The following is a 17,547-nucleotide window of genomic DNA, read 5'->3' on the forward strand; positions in this document are numbered from 1 at the left end:
GAGACGATGCAGGTCACCGAGACCCTGAACGAAGGTCTGAAACGCGGCTACAAGATCGTGGTTCCGGCCGCTGATCTGGACGCCAAAGTCAACGAAAAGCTGGTCGAAGCGCAGCCCGAAGTCGAAATGAAAGGCTTCCGTAAAGGCAAAGTGCCGATGGCTCTGCTGAAAAAGCAGTTTGGTCAGCGCCTGATGGGCGAAGCCATGCAGGAAGCTGTCGATGGCGCCATGAACAAGCACTTCGAGGAATCGGGTGACCGTCCGGCCATGCAGCCTGACGTGAAGATGACCAACGAGGATTGGAAAGAGGGCGACGACGTTGAAATCGAAATGTCGTACGAAGCTCTGCCCGAGATCCCCGAAGTCGATCTGAAAGGCATCAAGCTTGAGAAGCTGGTTGTTAAAGCTGGCGAAGGCGAAGTTGACGAAGCGCTGGCCAACCTGGCCGAGACCGCTCAGGACTTCAAAGACCGCAAAAAAGGCACCAAGTCGAAAGACGGCGACCAGGTTGTAATCGACTTCCTGGGCAAAGTTGACGGCGAAGCTTTCGACGGTGGCGCTGCTGAAGACTACCCGCTGGTTCTGGGCTCGGGCTCGTTCATCCCCGGCTTTGAAGAGCAGCTGGTTGGCGTGAAAGCCGGCGAAGAAAAAGAGGTCAACGTGACCTTCCCCGCCGAGTATGGCGCCGAGAACCTGGCTGGCAAAGACGCCGTGTTCGAATGCACCGTGAAAGCGGTGAAAGAGCCCGTCGCTGCCGAGATCAATGACGAGCTGGCCACCAAGTTTGGCGCCGAAGACCTGAACGCTCTGAAAGAGCAGATCGGCGAGCGTCTGGAAGCAGAATTTGCCGGTGCCGCTCGTGCCGTCATGAAGCGCGGCCTGCTGGACGAGCTGGACAAGCTGGTTGATTTCGACCTGCCGCCGTCGCTCTTGGACGCCGAAGCTGGTCAGATCGCACACCAGCTGTGGCACGAAGAAAACCCGGACGTGCAGGGCCACGATCACCCGGAAATCGAAGCCACCGACGAGCACAAGAAACTTGCCGGTCGCCGCGTACGCCTGGGCCTGCTGCTGGCCGAGCTGGGCCAGAAAGCCGAGATCGAGGTCACCGACGCCGAGATGACCCAAGCCGTGATGAACCAAGCCCGTCAGTACCCGGGTCAGGAACGCCAGTTCTTTGAATTCGTTCAGCAGAACCCGCAGATGCGTCAGCAGCTGCAGGCGCCGATCTTCGAAGACAAGGTTGTGGACTACGTATTCGAGCTGGCCGAAGTTTCGGAAAAAGAAGTCTCGAAAGACGATCTGCAGAAAGCCGTTGAGGCTCTGGAAGACGAATAAGTCTTACCAACAGACATTCAGAAGGCCGCTCCAAATCGGGGCGGCCTTTTTCGTTTGCCTCTCATTTTCTTGCAAAAAGTATCCTGGGGTGAGGTCGCTCGAACTCGAGTGGCCGAGGGGCAACGCCCCTCCAGGCTCACATAGTGAGCCACCAGCAGCCCTATCCCGGGCGCAGGCCGGTTTCGACCAGCAGCCCCAACCGCTTGGCCTCATAGTAATATCCACGCGCATACCATTTCATCGCGCCCTCAATATCTCCACCTGACACAATATAGGCGCCGCGCAGGTACTTACCCGCGTATTTCAGGTTCACATTCGGATCCAACAGCTCCTCTGCCGGGCCGCGATGTCCCATGGTGCGGGCGGTTTGGGGCAGGATCTGCAAAAGCCCCCAATAGGGTCCGTTGCGCGCCTCGGGACGGTGTGTGCTTTCGCGTACGGCCTGACGGTGCACCAGCTCGCGCGGGATCTGGTAGTGGTCCGCCCATTTGTTGATCAGAGCCCGCAATTCGGGTGTTTCGTTGGGATAGAGGGGCGGGTTGAAACCGTCCGTACGCTCGGTACGCCGCCTTGATCGACGGCCACAGGCGGTCAGGGCAGTTGCAGCAAATAGGACGAGGGCGGTGCGGCGCGAAAACTTTCTCATGCGAGAACTATAGGGGTAGAATTGTCAGCAGGAACAGGCTGTAGCCTCCGCGTTAAAAAGTCGCCGATTTGTGCTTATATATACGGAAGAGCAACGCATTGATCGGGAGATCAAATATGAAGTGGCGTGACTTGGCCGAACACCATATCCAGAAAGCGAAAGCCCAAGGGCAGCTGGATGATCTGAAAGGGCAGGGGAAGCCTCTGCCAGATCGACAGGGCGGCGATGTCGTGTCTGCGGGCATGGGTATCATGGCCGAAGCGGGCGTGCTGCCACGCGAGATCGAGCTGAAGAAGGCGATTGATGCGCAATTGAAGGTGTTGGGCCAAACCAAAGACGAAACTGAAAAGAAAGCCGTAATGCGTAAACTTGCGGATTTGGAGATGCGCCTGTCGATCGAACAGGAAGCACGCCGCAAGTTCTATCGCACCTCCTAGACATCACCCACATCAGTGCCAAAGAAAAAGGCCGCTCGATCGAGCGGCCTTTCTTATCTTGTGTCGAGAGAAGATTACTCTTCTTCCGATGCCTCTGCGGCGTCGTCGCCGGCCGGAACCAGGTCGTCGTCGTCCGATGCGGCAGAACCGATGTCGTCGAACAGCTCGGCGATCTCGAACTCGGCTTCAGCTTCTGCTTCAGCGGCCAGTTCCTGGATCGATTTGCCCGAAGCCTGCAGTTCGGCTTCTTCTTCCGAGCGTGCCACGTTCAGGGCAATCTCGGTTTCGACTTCAGGGTGCAGACGTACGGTGACGGTGTGCAGACCCAGTTCTTTGATCGGAGCGGTCAGGATAACCTGCTTCTTGTCGACCGAGAAACCACCAGCGGTTGCAACGTCGGCGGCGTCACGCGGGGTGACCGAGCCGTACAGAGCGCCAGCGTCCGAAGCCGAGCGAATCACGATGAACTGCTCGCCGCCCAGCTTTTCAGCCAGAGCTTCTGCTTCTTTCTTGGTTTCCAGGTTGCGGGCTTCCAGTTGCGCTTTCTGAGCTTCAAACGACGCGATGTTTGCGTCCGAAGCCGACAGGGCTTTGCCCTGGGGCAGCAGGAAGTTGCGTGCGTAACCGGGCTTTACGTCAACTACGTCGCCCATTTGGCCAAGCTTGGCCACACGTTCCAGAAGGATAACTTGCATTGATCAGGTCCCCTTACTTAACGGCGTAGGGAAGCAGAGCAAGGAAACGGGCGCGCTTGATAGCACGGGCCAGTTCACGCTGCTTCTTTGCCGAAACGGCGGTGATACGCGAAGGAACGATTTTGCCGCGCTCAGAGATGTAGCGCTGCAGAAGACGGGTGTCTTTGTAATCGATCTTCGGTGCGTTGTCGCCCGAGAAGGGGCATACCTTGCGGCGACGGAAAAACGGTTTAGCTGCCATGAGTTAGACCTCCGATTAACGGTCACGGCCACGGCGGTCGCCGCGTTCGTCACGTTTTTGCATTTGAACAGACGGGCCTTCGGCGTGATCGTCGACCTTGATGGTCAGAACGCGCATAACGTCGTCATGCAGGCGCATCAGGCGTTCCATTTCCTGAACGGCCGTCGACGGAGCGTCGGTCTTCAGGAAGGCATAGTGGCCTTTGCGGTTCTTGTTGATCTTGTAGGCCATCGTCTTGACACCCCAGTACTCGCTGTCAACGACTTTGCCGCCGTTGTCACCCAGTACGGTGCCGAAATGTTCGATGAGGTTCTCAGCCTGCGCGTTGGACAGATCCTGACGCGAGATGAAGACATGCTCGTAAAGGGGCATGTGAACTCCAGTTCTATTTTCAAGCGCGCTTCAAAGAATGGGTCAAAACCTTTCCGCGACCCATCCACGAGAGGCAACGCGGTTCATTCACTTACGGAAAGGACGGTGCCTTATACACGTCTGACCATGTGGTGCAAGGCTTTGCGGCAGGGTCCGAGGTCTAAATAAGGTGCTTTGGTGACGATTGGCGCAAATTATGGCCCCGCATTAACCAATTGGACGCCCAACTTCCGTCACACTTCGGGTCGAACGTTTAGGAAGCGCCCTTACTTGGGCGGGAAATTAGCTCTGACACTCTGCTGCACGTCAGATTCGAATATGAAAACAGGAAAGTCTTTTCCCATGACCATGGTTTCACCACTGCCTCAGTCTGGCACGGAAGTGTCCCATTCTTCTCAGCCGGTTCTGCTTACACCCACGAATTGGGGATACGCTTTGACGAACCAGATGAAGTCGGTCAGCGGTGGGCTGGTGTTGCGGGCATTCTGTCGTTTTCTGGGGGTGGCGCTGGCGATTTCTTCGACCGGTCTGTGGGTGATGCAAAGCGCTCCAGCGTTGGATGACGCCGTGCTTCTGACGATGAAGATCGGTTTGACCTGCTTGTTTGTTGGTCTGGGTGGGCTGCTGTATCTGCTGGGTCAAAGCACTGGCGTAGCGTCGACTCATGTTGACCTTCAGAACCGCGAAGTGCGTCGTGGTCGGATCACCTCGGGCAACACGTTCGAGACCGAGACTGTGGTCCCATTTGGGGATGTGACCGGGCTGCTTTTGTCCTGCAGCAAAAGCGCAGGAGGATTGAGCAATACGCGTCAGGCTACCTTGTATCTGCGCCTGGATGACGGGGATCAGAACATGACGGCTGTCGAGGTTCTGTCTGGACCCGAACAGTTGCTGCGTCCCATTCAAGAGCGCCTTTTGCGGGATCTGAAAGATGATCGCGGTGGGTTGACGATCCCTAGCTATGAAAGCCATCGGAGCGCCGGGGCTGCATATGGTGCCGGTGGTCGCGCCTTCCGAGCCGCCTAATCCAAGGCGGTTCATTCCCAAACAGTTTGCACAGCGATGCGTCGCAAGGTATCCCATTCCCTGAAGCCATTGGCATAAAGAGGAGGGGCTATGAGCCGCGCATTCGTATTTCCCGGGCAAGGGGCCCAAAGCATTGGCATGGGCAAGGCCCTTGCAGACGCCTATCCCACAGCGAAAGCCGTTTTTGACGAGGTCGACGAGGCGCTCGGCGAAAAGCTATCCGCGTTGATCTGGGAAGGTGAACAGGAAGAACTGACCCTGACCCAGAATGCACAGCCCGCTTTGATGGCAACCTCGCTGGCCACCATGCGCGCGCTTGAGGCTGAAGGTGTCTCGATCGACGCGGCGTCCTACGTTGCCGGTCACTCGCTGGGCGAATACTCGGCACTGGCCGCCGCGGGCGCTTTGACGGTTGCCGACACGGCGCGTCTGCTGCGTACCCGTGGCAAGGCCATGCAGGAAGCCGTGCCGGTGGGCGTTGGCGCGATGGCGGCCCTTCTGGGGTTGGACTTCGACACGGCGGCTGAGGTGGCTTCGGAAGCGGCGCATGAGCAGATCTGTCAGGCGGCAAACGACAACGACCCCGCTCAGGTGGTTGTGTCCGGCCACAAAGAAGCCGTTGAGCGCGCAGTTGAGATCGCCAAGGGCAAGGGTGCCCGCCGCGCGGTTCTGCTGCCCGTAAGTGCACCTTTCCATTGTGCTTTGATGCAACCCGCGGCCGAGGTGATGGCCGAGGCGCTGGTCCACGTCGAAATGAACGCGCCTGCGGTGCCGCTGGTGGCGAACGTCCGTGCGGCTGAGGTCGCCGACCCGGCAATGATCCGCTCGCTGCTGGTTGAACAGGTGACAGGCTCGGTCCGCTGGCGCGAAAGCGTGGCGTATATGGCCGAGCATGGCGTGACTGAAATCTGGGAGATCGGGGCAGGCAAAGCCCTGTCCGGCATGGTCAAACGGATCGACAGATCGGTTGCCACCCGTGCCATCGGATCGCCCGAGGACGTGAAAGCCGCTGCGGAAGCGCTGAACGGATAATCAGAAAATTCAGCCGGTCTTGCACCCTGAATACGGGCAGGCCGGAAACGTGAAGAAGGATAAGCAGATGTTTGATCTGACTGGAAAAAATGCCTTGGTAACCGGTGCGTCCGGGGGTATTGGCGGCGCGATTGCCAAAGCACTGCACGCCGCTGGCGCCACCGTGGCGCTGTCCGGCACCCGTGTTGAACCGCTTGAGGCGCTGGCCGCTGAACTGGGTGAACGCGCCCATGTTCTGCCGTGTAACCTGTCGGATGGCGAAGCCGTAGACGCTCTGCCGAAGCAGGCCGTTGAAGCCATGGGCGGTGTCGACATTCTGGTGAACAACGCAGGCATCACCCGTGACCAACTGTTCATGCGTCTGTCGGATCAGGATTGGGACGACGTGATCAACGTCAACCTGACTTCGACCATGCGTCTGTGCCGTGGCGTGATGCGCCCGATGATGAAAGCCCGCTGGGGCCGCATCATCAACATCGGCTCGATCGTTGGGGCAACTGGCAACCCCGGTCAGGTAAACTATGCCGCGTCGAAGGCCGGTATGGTCGGGCTGACCAAGTCCATCGCCTACGAAGTTGCCAGCCGTGGCATCACGGCCAACTGCATCGCACCGGGCTTCATCGGTACCGCGATGACCGACAAGCTGACCGACGACCAGAAGTCGGGCACGCTGGCGCAAATTCCGGCTGGCCGCATGGGTTCGCCGGAAGAAATTGCAGCAGCCGTTCTGTATCTGGCCTCGAACGAGGCAGGCTATACGACCGGGGCAACCATCCACGTCAATGGCGGTATGGCTATGCTCTAAAGGTGATGGGCGCGGTCAGCGATTTTTTTGTCTGCGCCCTTGCACCGCGAAAGCGTTTGCCTATCTTCACCGATGTGTTATAGGCGGCGCAGGTTTTCCCCATTAGCCCACACTGGGCAGTCCGCATGGGCTGGGGGTCTCGGCGTAACGCGCGGGAAACTTAGCGGCCCACATGGGTCAAACGAAAAGGGCCAAGCCCTGAACTAACGTGAGGATTTATCATGAGCGACGTCGCAGATCGCGTGAAAAAAATCGTAGTTGAGCACCTGGGTGTTGAAGAAGACAAGGTCACCGAGACCGCTTCGTTCATCGACGACTTGGGCGCAGACAGCCTGGACACCGTAGAGCTGGTTATGGCTTTCGAAGAAGAGTTCGGCATTGAAATCCCGGACGACGCTGCTGAAACCATTCAGACCTTCGGCGACGCTGTGAAATTCATCACCGAAGCTGCCTGATCTTTCAGGACACACGAGTTTCAAAGACGGCCTATCTTCGGATGGGCCGTTTTTTTGTGTTTGAGAGCCTCTTTTGCCGGTTTCAGCCCCAATTAAGCCGAATTTAAGCGCTCGCTATGGGATGTGCTAAACTTCACTAAACCATCACTGGTTTGGCGAAGGAGGCGCTCCATGATTATCTATCCAACACTCGAATTACAGAACGGACGTTGTGTGACGTTGCATCGCGGTCGTCTTGAAGAGCCCTCGATCTGGCATGTGGACCCCGTGGAAACAGCGCAGGGTTTTGCCGAGGCTGGGGCCGAATGGATCCAAGTCACCGATTTCGATGCGGTTGCTGGCGAGGGCGACAATGCAGAGTTGATCGAGAAGATCATCAACGCGTCCGGATGTTCGGTGCAGGTGGCTGGCGGGATCCGCACCCGTGATATGGCGGAAGGCTGGATCGAAAAAGGCGCCGGGCGTGTCGTTCTGGGAACCGTTGCTGCGCGTGATCCGGTGATGGTGAAAGAGCTTGCGAACCGCTATCCAGATCAGATCGTACTGGCCGCTGACGTCTGGCAGGGCAACCTGATGACCGACGGGTGGCGCAATCCCGTTGCTATGTCCCCCGAGGACTTCATAGCGTCCTATTCGGACGTGCCACTGGCCAGCGTGCTGATTACGGACATTGATAGCGACATCGAGCAGCCGGACGCGCAACTGGGCCTTCTGAGCGCGCTTGCGGGCGAAACCAAGCATCAGGTGATCGCGGCGGGTACTGTTCACGAGTTAGATGATGTGGCGCGGCTGAAATATGTCCCGAACATCGCAGGGACGCTGATCGGACGGGCTCTGTTCTCGAAAAATGTCGATCTGGCGGAAGCTTTGGATGTCGCGCGTCCCGCGCCTGAGGCAAAAGCCGAGTTTATCTAAGCGCAAGCGTTTGGCATTGCGGGCCGGAAGCGGAATGTTCTGCTTTCGGCCATTTTTTACCCCTGCAAAGCGATGGGGCAGATCGGCGGGCGTCCACCACTGCACGGATTCGGCTTGCCCCACCATGCCTAGCCGCGCTATCACCGCCAAGACATTTGAAAACCTGAGAAAGGGCACCAGAATGCGTCGAGTGGTTGTAACAGGATTGGGCATGATTTCTCCGCTGGCAAGCGGCGTTGAGGAAACATGGGAGCGTATTCTGGACGGACAGTCCGGCGCAGGCCCGATTACGAAATTTGACGCCTCGCGCGTGACAACCAAATATGCCTGCGAGGTTCCGCTGGGCGATGGTACCGATGGCACCTTCAACCCGGATGACTGGATGGAGCCGAAAGAGCGCCGCAAAGTTGATGATTTCATCCTCTATGGTCTGGCCGCGGCCGAGATGGCTGTGAAAGATGCTGACTGGTTGCCCGAAGATGAGGAAAGCCTTCTGCGTACCGGCGTGATCATCGGCTCGGGCATTGGTGGTCTGTCGACCATTGCCGATACCTCGATCCTGCTGAATGAGCGCGGCCCGCGCCGTGTGTCGCCGTTCTTTATTCCCGGCTCGCTGATCAACCTGATCTCGGGTCAGGTGTCGATTAAGTTTGGCTTCAAGGGCCCGAACCACTCGGTCGTGACTGCCTGTTCGACCGGTGCGCATGCCATTGGCGACGCGAGCCGCCTGATCCAGTCGGGTGATGCTGATGTCATGGTTGCCGGTGGCGCCGAGGCCGCAATCTGTGAGCTGGGCATCGCGGGCTTCAACGCCTGTAAAGCCCTGTCGACCAAGCGTGGCGACGATCCGCAGGCCGCAAGCCGCCCCTATGACGAAGACCGTGATGGCTTCGTGATGGGCGAGGGCGCTGGCATTGTAGTTCTGGAAGAATACGAACACGCCAAAGCACGCGGCGCGAAGATCTATGCTGAAGTGCTGGGCTATGGCCTGTCGGGTGACGCCTATCACATCACCGCACCTGCGGAAGATGGCGACGGTGGCTTCCGCGCCATGCAGGCCGCCCTTGGCAAAGCCGGTCTGGAGCCTGCCGCGATTGACTATATCAACGCGCACGGCACCTCGACCATGGCCGACACCGTCGAACTGGGCGCAGTTGAGCGTCTGCTGGGCGATGCAGCCGATAAGGCCACCATGTCCTCGACCAAGTCGTCCATCGGCCACCTGCTGGGCGCTGCGGGCGCTGTGGAAGCGATCTTCTGCGTTCTGGCCATCCGTGACCAGATCGCTCCGCCGACCATCAACCTGGACAACCCGGCCATCGAGCCGCGCCTGTCGCTGGCTGCCAACAAGGCAGAGAAACGCGAAATCAACGTCGCGCTGTCCAACAGCTTTGGCTTTGGCGGCACCAATGCCAGCCTTGTGATGGGGAAGGTTGCTGACTGATGTGGCGCAACATCGCCTCGAATGCGCTGAGCCTGTTCATTGTTGTGCTGATCGTTGCGGTCGGCGTGGTGGCGTGGGGCCAGAAACAGTACACGTCTGAAGGTCCGCTGGCAGAAACCATCTGCCTGCGGGTCGAGCGCGGCAGCTCGTTCTCGCGCGTGGCGGACAATCTGGAAGCGCAGGGGGCGATTACGAACGCGTCTATCTTCCGGATTGGTGTGGAATATACTGACAAGGCGTCTGCGCTGAAGGCGGGCTCGTTCCTTGTGAACGAAGGCGCCTCAATGGAAGAGATCGTGGACATCGTTACGCGTGGCGGGGCCTCGACCTGTGGGACGGAAATTCTGTACCGCGTCGGTGTTCTGTCGGCTGTCATGCAGGTGCGTGAACTGGATCCGGCCACGCAAGAGTACCAGATCACCGCCGAGTTCAAACCGGCCGAGCTGGAGGGGGATGCCCCTGCCGCATATGTTGAGAAACGCGATGAGAGTGACACGCGGTTCCGGATCGCTGTGGCTGAAGGTGTGACCAGCTGGCAGGTTGTGGACAGCCTGAACCGTGCCGATTTCCTATCGGGCGAGGTTGCCAGCACCCCCGCTGAGGGCAGTTTGGCCCCCGATAGCTATGAGGTGAAAGCGGGTGCAGATCGTGCGGCGCTGATCGCCTCGATGCAGGATGCGCAGGTCGAAATTCTGGCCGAGGCGTGGAACAACCGCGCGGCAGATCTGCCCTATGCGAATGCGGAAGAGGCGCTTGTGATGGCCTCCATCGTCGAAAAGGAAACTGGTCTGGCCGAGGAACGTCGTCAGGTTGCCAGCGTATTCGTCAACCGCCTTAACAAAGGGATGCGTCTGCAAACGGACCCGACGGTCATCTATGGCATCACCAAAGGGCAGGGCAGTCTGGGGCGTGGTCTGCGTCAAAGCGAGCTGCGTCGTGAGACGCCTTATAACACATATGTCATCGATGCGCTGCCGCCGACCCCGATTGCCAATCCGGGCCGCGCTGCGATCGAGGCCGCGTTGAACCCGGATAGCACGCCCTATCTGTTCTTCGTGGCAGATGGCACGGGCGGGCACGCCTTTGCGGAAACCTTGGCGCAGCACAACGCCAACGTGGCGGAGTGGCGCAAGATCGAAGCCGAGCGCGCAAACCAGTAGGTTGCCAAAATCTTACTGCAGCGCGCGGGAGCCGCGCGTTGCTTTTTGACCGAACGTACGGTCCCGTGTAGTCTCTGACATACGCTAGAAGACGTGAAACTAACGGCCTTGGGCATCCGCCCGAGGCCGTTTTTTCATGTCGCTTGTGCGGACAAGAGCATGAGAGGCAACAAAAAAGAATGACAATGATTACGCCTTTGGGGAAAGACGCCGCTTCGGAAGATTACATGAAGATCGCGGATGCGTTTTTTCTACGTGTTTTGAAAGAGTTGGATCGCCAGTTGTCTACGGCGGAAACAGGTGGGTGCGAAACCACGCCGGAATTGGCGAAGGCCGTGACCGATGTGCGCCGCGCGATGCAAACGGTATTTGAAGAAAGGAAACGCCTTGAACAAAGTGGTAAAGCCGGATTTGGCGGCGGACGAGCGGCAGAGCTGGACCTTGCTCAGGCCCGAGACGAAATCGGGCGCAGACTGGCTTGCCTGCGCGACGCAAGACGAGCGCGAGAGCTTTCTGAACGATCTGAGTGACGGGGCGCTGATGGCGCTGCCCTATCTGTTCGAATTCTGGGCGCTGGATCATCAGTTGCCGCCCGAGGGGGATTGGCGGACATGGGTGATCATGGGCGGGCGTGGCGCGGGGAAAACCCGCGCCGGGTCGGAATGGGTGCGGTCCGAGGTCGAGGGGGCGGGACCGCTGGACCCTGGCCGCTCGCGTCGCGTGGCGCTGGTGGGCGAGACGATTGATCAGGTGCGCGAGGTGATGGTGTTTGGCGAAAGCGGCATTCTGGCGTGCTCGCCCCCGGACCGGCGCCCGGTGTGGGAGGCTGGGCGGCGCAGGCTGGTCTGGCCCAATGGTGCGATTGCACAGGTGTTCTCGGCCCATGAGCCGGAAAGCCTGCGGGGGCCACAGTTCGATGCCGCTTGGGTGGATGAGCTGGCCAAGTGGAAAAAGGCCGAGGACACGTGGGACATGTTGCAGTTCGGGTTGCGCCTTGGGACGCATCCCCGGCAATGCGTTACTACCACGCCGCGCAATGTGGGGGTGCTGAAGCAGATCCTGAAGAACCCCTCGACGGTGACGACCCATGCGCCGACGGAAGCCAACCGCGCCTATCTGGCGAAGAGCTTTCTGGACGAAGTGCGGACGCGTTACGCGGATACGCGGCTGGGGCGGCAAGAGCTGGACGGTGTGCTTCTGGAAGACACCGAAGGCGCGCTGTGGACCATGGCGATGCTGGACCAGCATCGCTTGGGGTCGGACACGCCCGTGCTGGATCGGGTCGTGGTGGCGGTGGACCCGCCGGTCACGGGCCATAAAGGGTCCGATGAATGCGGGATCGTGGTGGCGGGCGTCTTTGCGAAGGGGCCCCCGGGTAACTGGAAGGCCGTGGTGCTGGAAGATGCCAGTGTGACGGCGGCCAGCCCCTCGGAATGGGCCGAGGCCGCGTTGAACGCGATGGATCGGCATCAGGCGGACCGGCTGGTAGCCGAGGTCAACCAAGGGGGTGACCTTGTGGAAAGCGTGATCCGTCAGATCGACGCGACTGTGCCCTACAAGGCTGTGCGCGCGACGCGCGGCAAGGTCACGCGGGCGGAACCTGTGGCAGCACTCTATGAACAGGGGCGGGTCAGCCATGCGGGCAACATGGCCGCGCTGGAGGATCAGATGTGCCGGATGACCAGCCAGGGCTTTGAGGGCAAAGGCAGCCCCGACCGCGTGGACGCGTTGGTTTGGGCTCTGCATGAGCTGATCATCGACCCCGTTGCGTCCTACCGCAGACCGCAGGTGCGCACGCTTGGTTAAAGGGTTTTTTAACCCTCACTGGCAAAGTGCCAAACATCGAAAGGCGGGGCGAAAAGCCCGATGGGTCACCAGCCCCGCCTGATCACGAAATGACAAAATATCCGCTGGGTGGCGCGAGCGCGTTTTGCCCGGACAGGACAGGTTTGCCCGGGGAACGCCGGGGGGCCGGAAACCGAAACCAAGGAGCCAAGGCGCATGGTATTTGATTTTCTGAAGCGAGGCGCGGATGACGCAAAGGCCGAGATGCCACATGAGGCCAAAGCATCGGCCACCGGGCCGGTGATCGCCTATGGCAATGCTGGCCGTGTGGCCTGGAGCCCGCGCGACACGGTCAGCCTGACCCGGTCTGGCTTTTCGGCGAACCCGGTCGGCTTTCGCTCGGTCAAGCTGATCGCGGAAGCGGCCAGTGCGTTGCCTTTGGTGCTGCAGGACGACCAGCAGCGCTATGACATTCACCCGCTGCTGGAGCTGCTGGCACGCCCCAACGCGGCACAGGGTCGGGCCGAGCTGTTCGAAGCGTTTTTTGGCCAGATGTTGCTGACCGGCAATGGGTATCTGGAGGCGGTTCTGGACGACGAGGGCCAACCGCGCGAGCTGCATGTGCTGCGCTCGGACCGAATGGCGCTGGTGCCCGGCGCGGATGGTTGGCCGGTGGCGTATGACTATACGGTCGGATCGCGCAAACACCGTTTCCATGTGTCCGAAGGCGCCTCGCCGATCTGCCATGTGAAAGCCTTCCACCCGCAGGACGACCATTACGGGTTGTCTCCGCTTAAGGCAGCGGCCACGGCGATCGACGTGCACAACGCGGCCAGTCGCTGGTCCAAGGCGCTTCTGGACAATGCGGCGCGACCCTCGGGGGCCATTGTTTACAAAGGCGGCGAGGGGCAGGCGCAACTGAGTGCGGATCAATATGATCGCTTGCTGTCCGAGATGGAAAGCCATCACGTGGGCGCGCGCAATGCGGGGCGGCCGATGCTGCTGGAAGGTGGGCTGGATTGGAAGCCGATGGGGTTCAGCCCCTCGGACATGGAATTCCAGAAAACCAAGGAAGCCGCCGCGCGCGAGATCGCGCAGGCCTTCGGGGTGCCGCCGATGCTGATCGGCATTCCGGGAGACGCAACCTACGCAAATTATCAAGAAGCCAGCCGCGCCTTCTATCGCCTGACTGTGGTGCCTCTGGTGTCCCGAGTCGCAGCCAGTGTCGGCCATTGGTTGGCGGGGTTCACTGGCGAGGCGGTGAAGCTGAAGCCGGATCTGGATCAGGTGCCCGCGTTGGCGGCTGAACGTGACCAGCAGTGGAAACGCGTGGCCGAGGCCGACTTCCTGACGGATTCCGAGAAGCGCAGCCTGCTGGGCCTGCCGCCGCTGGCTCAAGACTAACTAGAAAGGGTGCATTCCATGAGTGATTACCACACCGATTTCGGGCTTGAGCACAAGTTCGTCAAGCTGGGCGAGACGGTCCAGACCGCAGACGGCATTCAGATTGATGGCTATGCCAGCTTCTTCGATCAGGTCGACAATGGTGGCGATGTCGTGGCCCAAGGGGCCTATGCCAAATCGCTGGACGAGCTGAAGGCCAAGGGGCGCGGCGTGAAGATGCTGTGGCAGCACGACCCGGCTCAGCCTATCGGGATCTGGGACGAGGTGCGCGAGGATGCCAAGGGGCTTTACGTGAAAGGCCGTATCCTGAGCGATGTCGAGAAAGGCCGCGAGGCGGCGGCGCTGATCGAGGCGGGCGCCATCGACGGGCTGTCCATCGGCTATCGCACCAAGAAATCGACGAAGACCCAAACGGGCGGACGTCGCCTGACGGAATTGGAGCTGTGGGAGGTGTCGCTTGTGACCTTCCCGATGCTTCCGACAGCGCGGGTGGGGGCTAAGGGCGATGCGCCTGATGCCGATGACACCACTTTGCGTGAACTGGCCGCGACCCTTGAGGACGCGCGCCTGATGCTGGCCCGCAACGCCTGAGCCAGCGATCTGACCCCCTGAAAAGGACCCAAAGATGAGCAACAAAGAGACGAAGGCTCTGGGCCAGTCGGCTGCGCCTGCTGGCCAGGTTTCGGGCCCCACTCCGGCTGCCGAGGTGAAGACCGCGCTGGCTGGTTTCGTGAGCGATATCAATCAGTTTCACGAAGACATTTCCACCAAACTTCAAAAACAGGAAGAGCGACTGACCATGCTGGATCGCAAATCTAACACCATCGCGGGACGCCCGCATCTTGCCGCGGCTGCCGATCTGGAAGCCCCGCATCAGAAAGCCTTCGAGGCCTATGTCCGTTCGGGCGACGATGACGCGCTGCGTGGCATCGATCTGGAAGGCAAAGCCATGTCCTCGGCCGTGGCGGCTGACGGCGGCTATCTGGTCGATCCGGTGACCGCGGACACCATCAAGGGCGTGCTGAACAACGCCGCTTCGCTGCGTTCGGTTGCCAATGTGGTGAACGTGGAAGGCACTGCCTATGACGTGCTGATCGATCAGGGTGATCTGGTCACCGGCTGGGCGTCGGAAACTGGTTCGGCCGCTGAAACCGGTACCCCGCAGATCGACCGCATCTCGATCCCGCTGCACGAGCTGTCGGCCCTGCCGAAGGTCTCGCAGCGCCTGCTGGACGACAGCGCCTTTGACATCGAAGGTTGGCTGGCTGGCCGCATCGCCGACAAATTCTCGCGTGCGGAAAGCGGAGCGTTCATCAACGGTGACGGCGTCGAAAAGCCCGTGGGCATTCTGAACCACACCGCTGTGGACAATGGCAGCTGGACGTGGGGCAACCTAGGTTATGTTGCCACTGGCGAGGCAGGTGACTTCAACGCGACCAACCCGGCAGACTCGATTTTCGACCTGATTTACGCGCTGGGTGCGGACTATCGCGCCAATGCGGTCTTCGTGATGAACTCGAAAACTGTGGGCGCAGTGCGCAAGCTGAAAGACGCGGATGGCCGTTTCCTGTGGTCGGATGCGACCGTGGCTGGCGAACCCGCCCGTCTGATCGGCTATCCGGTTCTGATCGTCGAAGACATGCCCGACATCGGTGCAGACAGCATGTCGATCGCCTTCGGTGACTTCGCCAACGGCTATACCATCGCGGAACGTCCCGACACGCGCATCCTGCGTGACCCGTTCTCGGCCAAGCCGCACGTCCTGTTCTATGCCACCAAGCGTGTGGGCGGTGACGTAAGCGACTTTGCTGCGATCAAACTGCTGAAGTTCTCGGTCTCGTAAGGACCGGACCTGATCCCGTGGTGACCTTTGGGCCATCACGGGGCAGGGCGCGCGCCGACCACTCCCGTGTTGTCTAGCTGCTCCCCCTCCGTCCGAGCAATACGGACGGTGCGCGCCCACCCTTTCCCACATGACGTGAGGGGCCCGAATTTCGGAGATGATCCATGATGTTAGTCGAGCAGACCACAGTGACGGGCACGGCCCTTCCGGTCGCCCAATTCAAGGACCACCTGCGGCTGGGGACCGGGTTTGCCGATGATGGGGTGCAGGATCAGGTGCTGGAAACCTACCTTCGGGCCGCTATGGCCGCGATCGAGGCCCGCACCGGCAAGATCCTTCTGTCGCGCGAATTTACCTGGACCCTGACCGCTTGGCGCGATCTGGCGTCGCAAGCCCTGCCGGTGGCACCCGTCAGGCAGGTTCTGAGCCTTGAGATCCATGACCGTCTTGGCGGGACCGAGGTGATCGACCCCACCCGCTATGGGTTGGAGCCGGACATGCACCGCCCCCGCCTTGTGTCAACCGGGCTGTGCTTGCCCGCCATTCCCGTGGGTGGTCAGGCCGTGATTGGCTTTGAGGCTGGTTTTGGTGCCGCCTGGGGCGATCTGCCTGCTGATCTGGCGCATGCCGTGATGCTGCTGGCCGCGAGTTATTACGAGAACCGTGCGGACGGTGCCATGACCGGGCAGGGTGAACTGCCTGCGGCGATTGCCGCGCTCTTGCAGCGCTATCGCACTGTGCGCCTGTTTGGCGGTGGAGGGGCGGTATGAAGCGCCCTGTCCTGAACCGCAAGCTGTCGCTGGAAGAGCCCGTGCGTGCGCCGGATGGCGCGGGGGGCTTCACCCAAAGCTGGCAGGCGCTTGGCACCCTCTGGGCCGAGGTCAAGCCCGGCTCGGGGCGTGAACGTGCCGCGGGCATGGCCACCGTGTCGTCGATTGCCTTTCGCATCACGGTGCGCGCGGCCCCTGAGGGCGCACCGTCGCGCCCGAAGCCTGATCAACGCTTTCGCGATGGCTCGCGGATCTTCCGCATCCTTGCGGTGACTGAGGCCGACGCGGGCGCGCACTACCTGACCTGCTTTGCACAAGAGGAGGTCTCGGCATGAGCTATGGCGTTTCTGCGGCTTTGCAACAGGCCATCTACCAGCGCCTCGCGGCGGACAGCACGCTGTCCACATTGGTGCCCGGAGCGATCTATGACGCGGTGCCTGCGGGCATCATCACCGGTACCTATGTCAGCCTTGGGCCTGAAGACGTGCGCGAACGCTCGGATATGACCGGGCAAGGCGCGCTGCACGAGGTCACGATCAGCGTGGTCACGGATGCGGCAGGCTTTCAGGCCGCCAAAGAGGTCGCCGCGGCGGTCAGTGACACGCTGGTGGATGCCAGCCTGATCCTGGCGCGTGGCCGGCTTGTGTATCTGAACTTTCATCGTGCGCGGGCGCGGCGGGTTGAAGACGCGGATGTACGCCGCATCGACCTGATCTTCCGCGCACGTGTCGAAGACAACTAAACCTTTCAAAACGGAGTGATCCTATGGCTGCGCAAAACGGCAAAGACCTTCTGATCAAGCTCGACATGACCGACACCGGCGTGTTCGAGACCATTGCGGGCCTTCGGGCTACGCGCCTGAGCTTCAACGCGGAAAGCGTCGATGTGACCAGCCTGGAAAGCACCGGCGGCTGGCGTGAACTTTTGGGTGGCGCGGGTGTGAAATCGGCGTCGATCTCGGGCTCGGGCGTATTTAAGGATGCGTCGACGGATGAACGGGCGCGTCAGATCTTTTTCGACAACGAAGTGCCGAACTTTCAGGTGATCGTGCCCGATTTCGGCGTGGTTGAAGGCCCGTTCATGATCACTTCGATCGAGTATGCGGGCTCGCATAATGGCGAGGCGACCTATGAGCTGTCGATGGCTTCGGCCGGTGAACTGACCTTTAAGGCGCTGTGA

Annotated in this window: 21 protein-coding genes; 17 read left to right on the forward strand and 4 right to left on the reverse strand. The window is 60.4% G+C overall.

Annotated features, from left to right (window positions below):
• Positions 1-6: 6 nt before the first annotated feature.
• Positions 7-1,338, forward strand: coding sequence for a trigger factor (gene tig / locus EOL43_RS05830; protein ID WP_133486487.1), 1,332 nt, complete (start codon positions 7-9; stop codon positions 1,336-1,338).
• A 160-nt stretch (positions 1,339-1,498) separates the two neighbouring features.
• Here the strand turns inward: tig and EOL43_RS05835 are convergent, their stop codons facing one another.
• Positions 1,499-1,984 carry a lytic transglycosylase domain-containing protein gene (locus EOL43_RS05835; protein WP_133486489.1) on the reverse strand — a complete coding sequence of 162 codons (486 nt, stop codon included), beginning with the start codon at positions 1,982-1,984 and terminating at the stop codon, positions 1,499-1,501.
• A 116-nt stretch (positions 1,985-2,100) separates the two neighbouring features.
• Between EOL43_RS05835 and EOL43_RS05840 the strand changes: the two genes are divergently transcribed.
• Positions 2,101-2,421, forward strand: coding sequence for a DnaJ family domain-containing protein (locus EOL43_RS05840; protein ID WP_133486491.1), 321 nt, complete (start codon positions 2,101-2,103; stop codon positions 2,419-2,421).
• A 74-nt stretch (positions 2,422-2,495) separates the two neighbouring features.
• On the opposite strand, the gene rplI is transcribed toward EOL43_RS05840, so the two are convergent.
• Genes rplI through rpsF form a run of 3 tightly spaced genes read right to left on the reverse strand, consistent with a single transcriptional unit; the run spans position 2,496 to position 3,729 of the window.
• Positions 2,496-3,116, reverse strand: coding sequence for a 50S ribosomal protein L9 (gene rplI, locus EOL43_RS05845; RefSeq protein WP_133486493.1), 621 nt, complete (start codon positions 3,114-3,116; stop codon positions 2,496-2,498).
• A 13-nt stretch (positions 3,117-3,129) separates the two neighbouring features.
• On the reverse strand, positions 3,130-3,357 hold the full coding sequence (gene rpsR, locus EOL43_RS05850) for a 30S ribosomal protein S18 (protein WP_005982441.1): 228 nt from the start codon (positions 3,355-3,357) through the stop codon (positions 3,130-3,132).
• Positions 3,358-3,372: 15 nt separating this feature from the next.
• Entirely contained in the window at positions 3,373-3,729 is a 357-nt protein-coding gene (gene rpsF, locus EOL43_RS05855; RefSeq protein WP_133486495.1) for a 30S ribosomal protein S6, read from the reverse strand.
• Positions 3,730-4,164: 435 nt separating this feature from the next.
• On the opposite strand from rpsF, the gene EOL43_RS05860 reads away from it, so the two are divergent.
• The 15 genes from EOL43_RS05860 to EOL43_RS05930 all read left to right on the forward strand — a co-directional run bounded on the left by EOL43_RS05860 (position 4,165) and on the right by EOL43_RS05930 (position 17,547).
• A complete protein-coding gene (locus EOL43_RS05860) occupies positions 4,165-4,755 on the forward strand; it encodes a hypothetical protein (RefSeq protein ID WP_133486497.1) in 591 nt (196 codons plus the stop codon).
• A 90-nt stretch (positions 4,756-4,845) separates the two neighbouring features.
• Positions 4,846-5,787: an ACP S-malonyltransferase gene (fabD, locus tag EOL43_RS05865; protein ID WP_133486499.1), complete on the forward strand. Its 942-nt coding sequence runs from the start codon at positions 4,846-4,848 to the stop codon at positions 5,785-5,787.
• 67 nt (positions 5,788-5,854) lie between these two features.
• Positions 5,855-6,592 (forward strand): 3-oxoacyl-[acyl-carrier-protein] reductase, encoded by a 738-nt coding sequence (gene fabG / locus EOL43_RS05870; protein ID WP_133486501.1) that lies wholly within the window; start codon positions 5,855-5,857, stop codon positions 6,590-6,592.
• A gap of 221 nt (positions 6,593-6,813) precedes the next feature.
• Positions 6,814-7,047, forward strand: coding sequence for an acyl carrier protein (locus EOL43_RS05875; RefSeq protein ID WP_108856591.1), 234 nt, complete (start codon positions 6,814-6,816; stop codon positions 7,045-7,047).
• 171 nt (positions 7,048-7,218) lie between these two features.
• Entirely contained in the window at positions 7,219-7,962 is a 744-nt protein-coding gene (locus EOL43_RS05880; protein WP_133486503.1) for a 1-(5-phosphoribosyl)-5-[(5-phosphoribosylamino)methylideneamino]imidazole-4-carboxamide isomerase, read from the forward strand.
• A 181-nt stretch (positions 7,963-8,143) separates the two neighbouring features.
• A complete protein-coding gene (fabF, locus tag EOL43_RS05885; RefSeq protein ID WP_133486505.1) occupies positions 8,144-9,406 on the forward strand; it encodes a beta-ketoacyl-ACP synthase II in 1,263 nt (420 codons plus the stop codon).
• A complete protein-coding gene (gene mltG, locus EOL43_RS05890) occupies positions 9,406-10,566 on the forward strand; it encodes an endolytic transglycosylase MltG (RefSeq protein ID WP_133486507.1) in 1,161 nt (386 codons plus the stop codon). The genes fabF and mltG overlap by 1 nt, the downstream gene beginning before the upstream one ends.
• A 540-nt stretch (positions 10,567-11,106) precedes the next feature.
• Entirely contained in the window at positions 11,107-12,372 is a 1,266-nt protein-coding gene (locus EOL43_RS05895; RefSeq protein ID WP_240686476.1) for a DNA-packaging protein, read from the forward strand.
• 195 nt (positions 12,373-12,567) lie between these two features.
• Positions 12,568-13,755, forward strand: a complete 1,188-nt coding sequence (locus EOL43_RS05900; protein ID WP_133486511.1) for a phage portal protein — start codon at positions 12,568-12,570, stop codon at positions 13,753-13,755.
• A gap of 18 nt (positions 13,756-13,773) precedes the next feature.
• Complete coding sequence (locus EOL43_RS05905; protein ID WP_133486513.1) at positions 13,774-14,346, forward strand: HK97 family phage prohead protease; 573 nt, start codon at positions 13,774-13,776, stop codon at positions 14,344-14,346.
• Positions 14,347-14,380: 34 nt separating this feature from the next.
• Positions 14,381-15,598: a phage major capsid protein gene (locus EOL43_RS05910; protein WP_133486515.1), complete on the forward strand. Its 1,218-nt coding sequence runs from the start codon at positions 14,381-14,383 to the stop codon at positions 15,596-15,598.
• A 164-nt stretch (positions 15,599-15,762) separates the two neighbouring features.
• The gene (locus tag EOL43_RS05915; protein ID WP_133486516.1) at positions 15,763-16,368 is read left to right on the forward strand and encodes a head-tail connector protein; all 606 of its coding nucleotides are present in this window, start codon (positions 15,763-15,765) and stop codon (positions 16,366-16,368) included.
• Positions 16,365-16,703, forward strand: a complete 339-nt coding sequence (locus EOL43_RS05920; RefSeq protein ID WP_133486518.1) for a phage head closure protein — start codon at positions 16,365-16,367, stop codon at positions 16,701-16,703. The genes EOL43_RS05915 and EOL43_RS05920 overlap by 4 nt, the downstream gene beginning before the upstream one ends.
• Positions 16,700-17,110 (forward strand): DUF3168 domain-containing protein, encoded by a 411-nt coding sequence (locus EOL43_RS05925; RefSeq protein WP_133486520.1) that lies wholly within the window; start codon positions 16,700-16,702, stop codon positions 17,108-17,110. The genes EOL43_RS05920 and EOL43_RS05925 overlap by 4 nt, the downstream gene beginning before the upstream one ends.
• A 23-nt stretch (positions 17,111-17,133) precedes the next feature.
• Positions 17,134-17,547: a phage major tail protein, TP901-1 family gene (locus EOL43_RS05930; protein WP_133486522.1), complete on the forward strand. Its 414-nt coding sequence runs from the start codon at positions 17,134-17,136 to the stop codon at positions 17,545-17,547.

The sequence above is a fragment of the Aliiroseovarius marinus genome (assembly GCF_004360145.1).
Taxonomy (GTDB): domain Bacteria; phylum Pseudomonadota; class Alphaproteobacteria; order Rhodobacterales; family Rhodobacteraceae; genus Aliiroseovarius; species Aliiroseovarius marinus.

Excerpts from the sequence above, each read along its gene's own strand:
- fabF (WP_133486505.1), top strand. The coding sequence starts at position 8,144 with ATGCGTCGAGTGGTTGTAACAGGATTGGGCATGATTTCTCCGCTGGCA.
- rplI (WP_133486493.1), bottom strand. The coding sequence starts at position 3,116 with ATGCAAGTTATCCTTCTGGAACGTGTGGCCAAGCTTGGCCAAATGGGC.
- EOL43_RS05930 (WP_133486522.1), top strand. The coding sequence starts at position 17,134 with ATGGCTGCGCAAAACGGCAAAGACCTTCTGATCAAGCTCGACATGACC.
- EOL43_RS05905 (WP_133486513.1), top strand. The coding sequence starts at position 13,774 with ATGAGTGATTACCACACCGATTTCGGGCTTGAGCACAAGTTCGTCAAG.
- EOL43_RS05835 (WP_133486489.1), bottom strand. The coding sequence starts at position 1,984 with ATGAGAAAGTTTTCGCGCCGCACCGCCCTCGTCCTATTTGCTGCAACT.
- mltG (WP_133486507.1), top strand. The coding sequence starts at position 9,406 with ATGTGGCGCAACATCGCCTCGAATGCGCTGAGCCTGTTCATTGTTGTG.
- EOL43_RS05840 (WP_133486491.1), top strand. The coding sequence starts at position 2,101 with ATGAAGTGGCGTGACTTGGCCGAACACCATATCCAGAAAGCGAAAGCC.
- EOL43_RS05920 (WP_133486518.1), top strand. The coding sequence starts at position 16,365 with ATGAAGCGCCCTGTCCTGAACCGCAAGCTGTCGCTGGAAGAGCCCGTG.
- EOL43_RS05895 (WP_240686476.1), top strand. The coding sequence starts at position 11,107 with ATGGCGCTGCCCTATCTGTTCGAATTCTGGGCGCTGGATCATCAGTTG.
- tig (WP_133486487.1), top strand. The coding sequence starts at position 7 with ATGCAGGTCACCGAGACCCTGAACGAAGGTCTGAAACGCGGCTACAAG.
- rpsF (WP_133486495.1), bottom strand. The coding sequence starts at position 3,729 with ATGCCCCTTTACGAGCATGTCTTCATCTCGCGTCAGGATCTGTCCAAC.
- EOL43_RS05915 (WP_133486516.1), top strand. The coding sequence starts at position 15,763 with ATGATGTTAGTCGAGCAGACCACAGTGACGGGCACGGCCCTTCCGGTC.
- EOL43_RS05910 (WP_133486515.1), top strand. The coding sequence starts at position 14,381 with ATGAGCAACAAAGAGACGAAGGCTCTGGGCCAGTCGGCTGCGCCTGCT.
- EOL43_RS05925 (WP_133486520.1), top strand. The coding sequence starts at position 16,700 with ATGAGCTATGGCGTTTCTGCGGCTTTGCAACAGGCCATCTACCAGCGC.
- rpsR (WP_005982441.1), bottom strand. The coding sequence starts at position 3,357 with ATGGCAGCTAAACCGTTTTTCCGTCGCCGCAAGGTATGCCCCTTCTCG.
- EOL43_RS05900 (WP_133486511.1), top strand. The coding sequence starts at position 12,568 with ATGGTATTTGATTTTCTGAAGCGAGGCGCGGATGACGCAAAGGCCGAG.
- fabD (WP_133486499.1), top strand. The coding sequence starts at position 4,846 with ATGAGCCGCGCATTCGTATTTCCCGGGCAAGGGGCCCAAAGCATTGGC.
- fabG (WP_133486501.1), top strand. The coding sequence starts at position 5,855 with ATGTTTGATCTGACTGGAAAAAATGCCTTGGTAACCGGTGCGTCCGGG.
- EOL43_RS05875 (WP_108856591.1), top strand. The coding sequence starts at position 6,814 with ATGAGCGACGTCGCAGATCGCGTGAAAAAAATCGTAGTTGAGCACCTG.
- EOL43_RS05880 (WP_133486503.1), top strand. The coding sequence starts at position 7,219 with ATGATTATCTATCCAACACTCGAATTACAGAACGGACGTTGTGTGACG.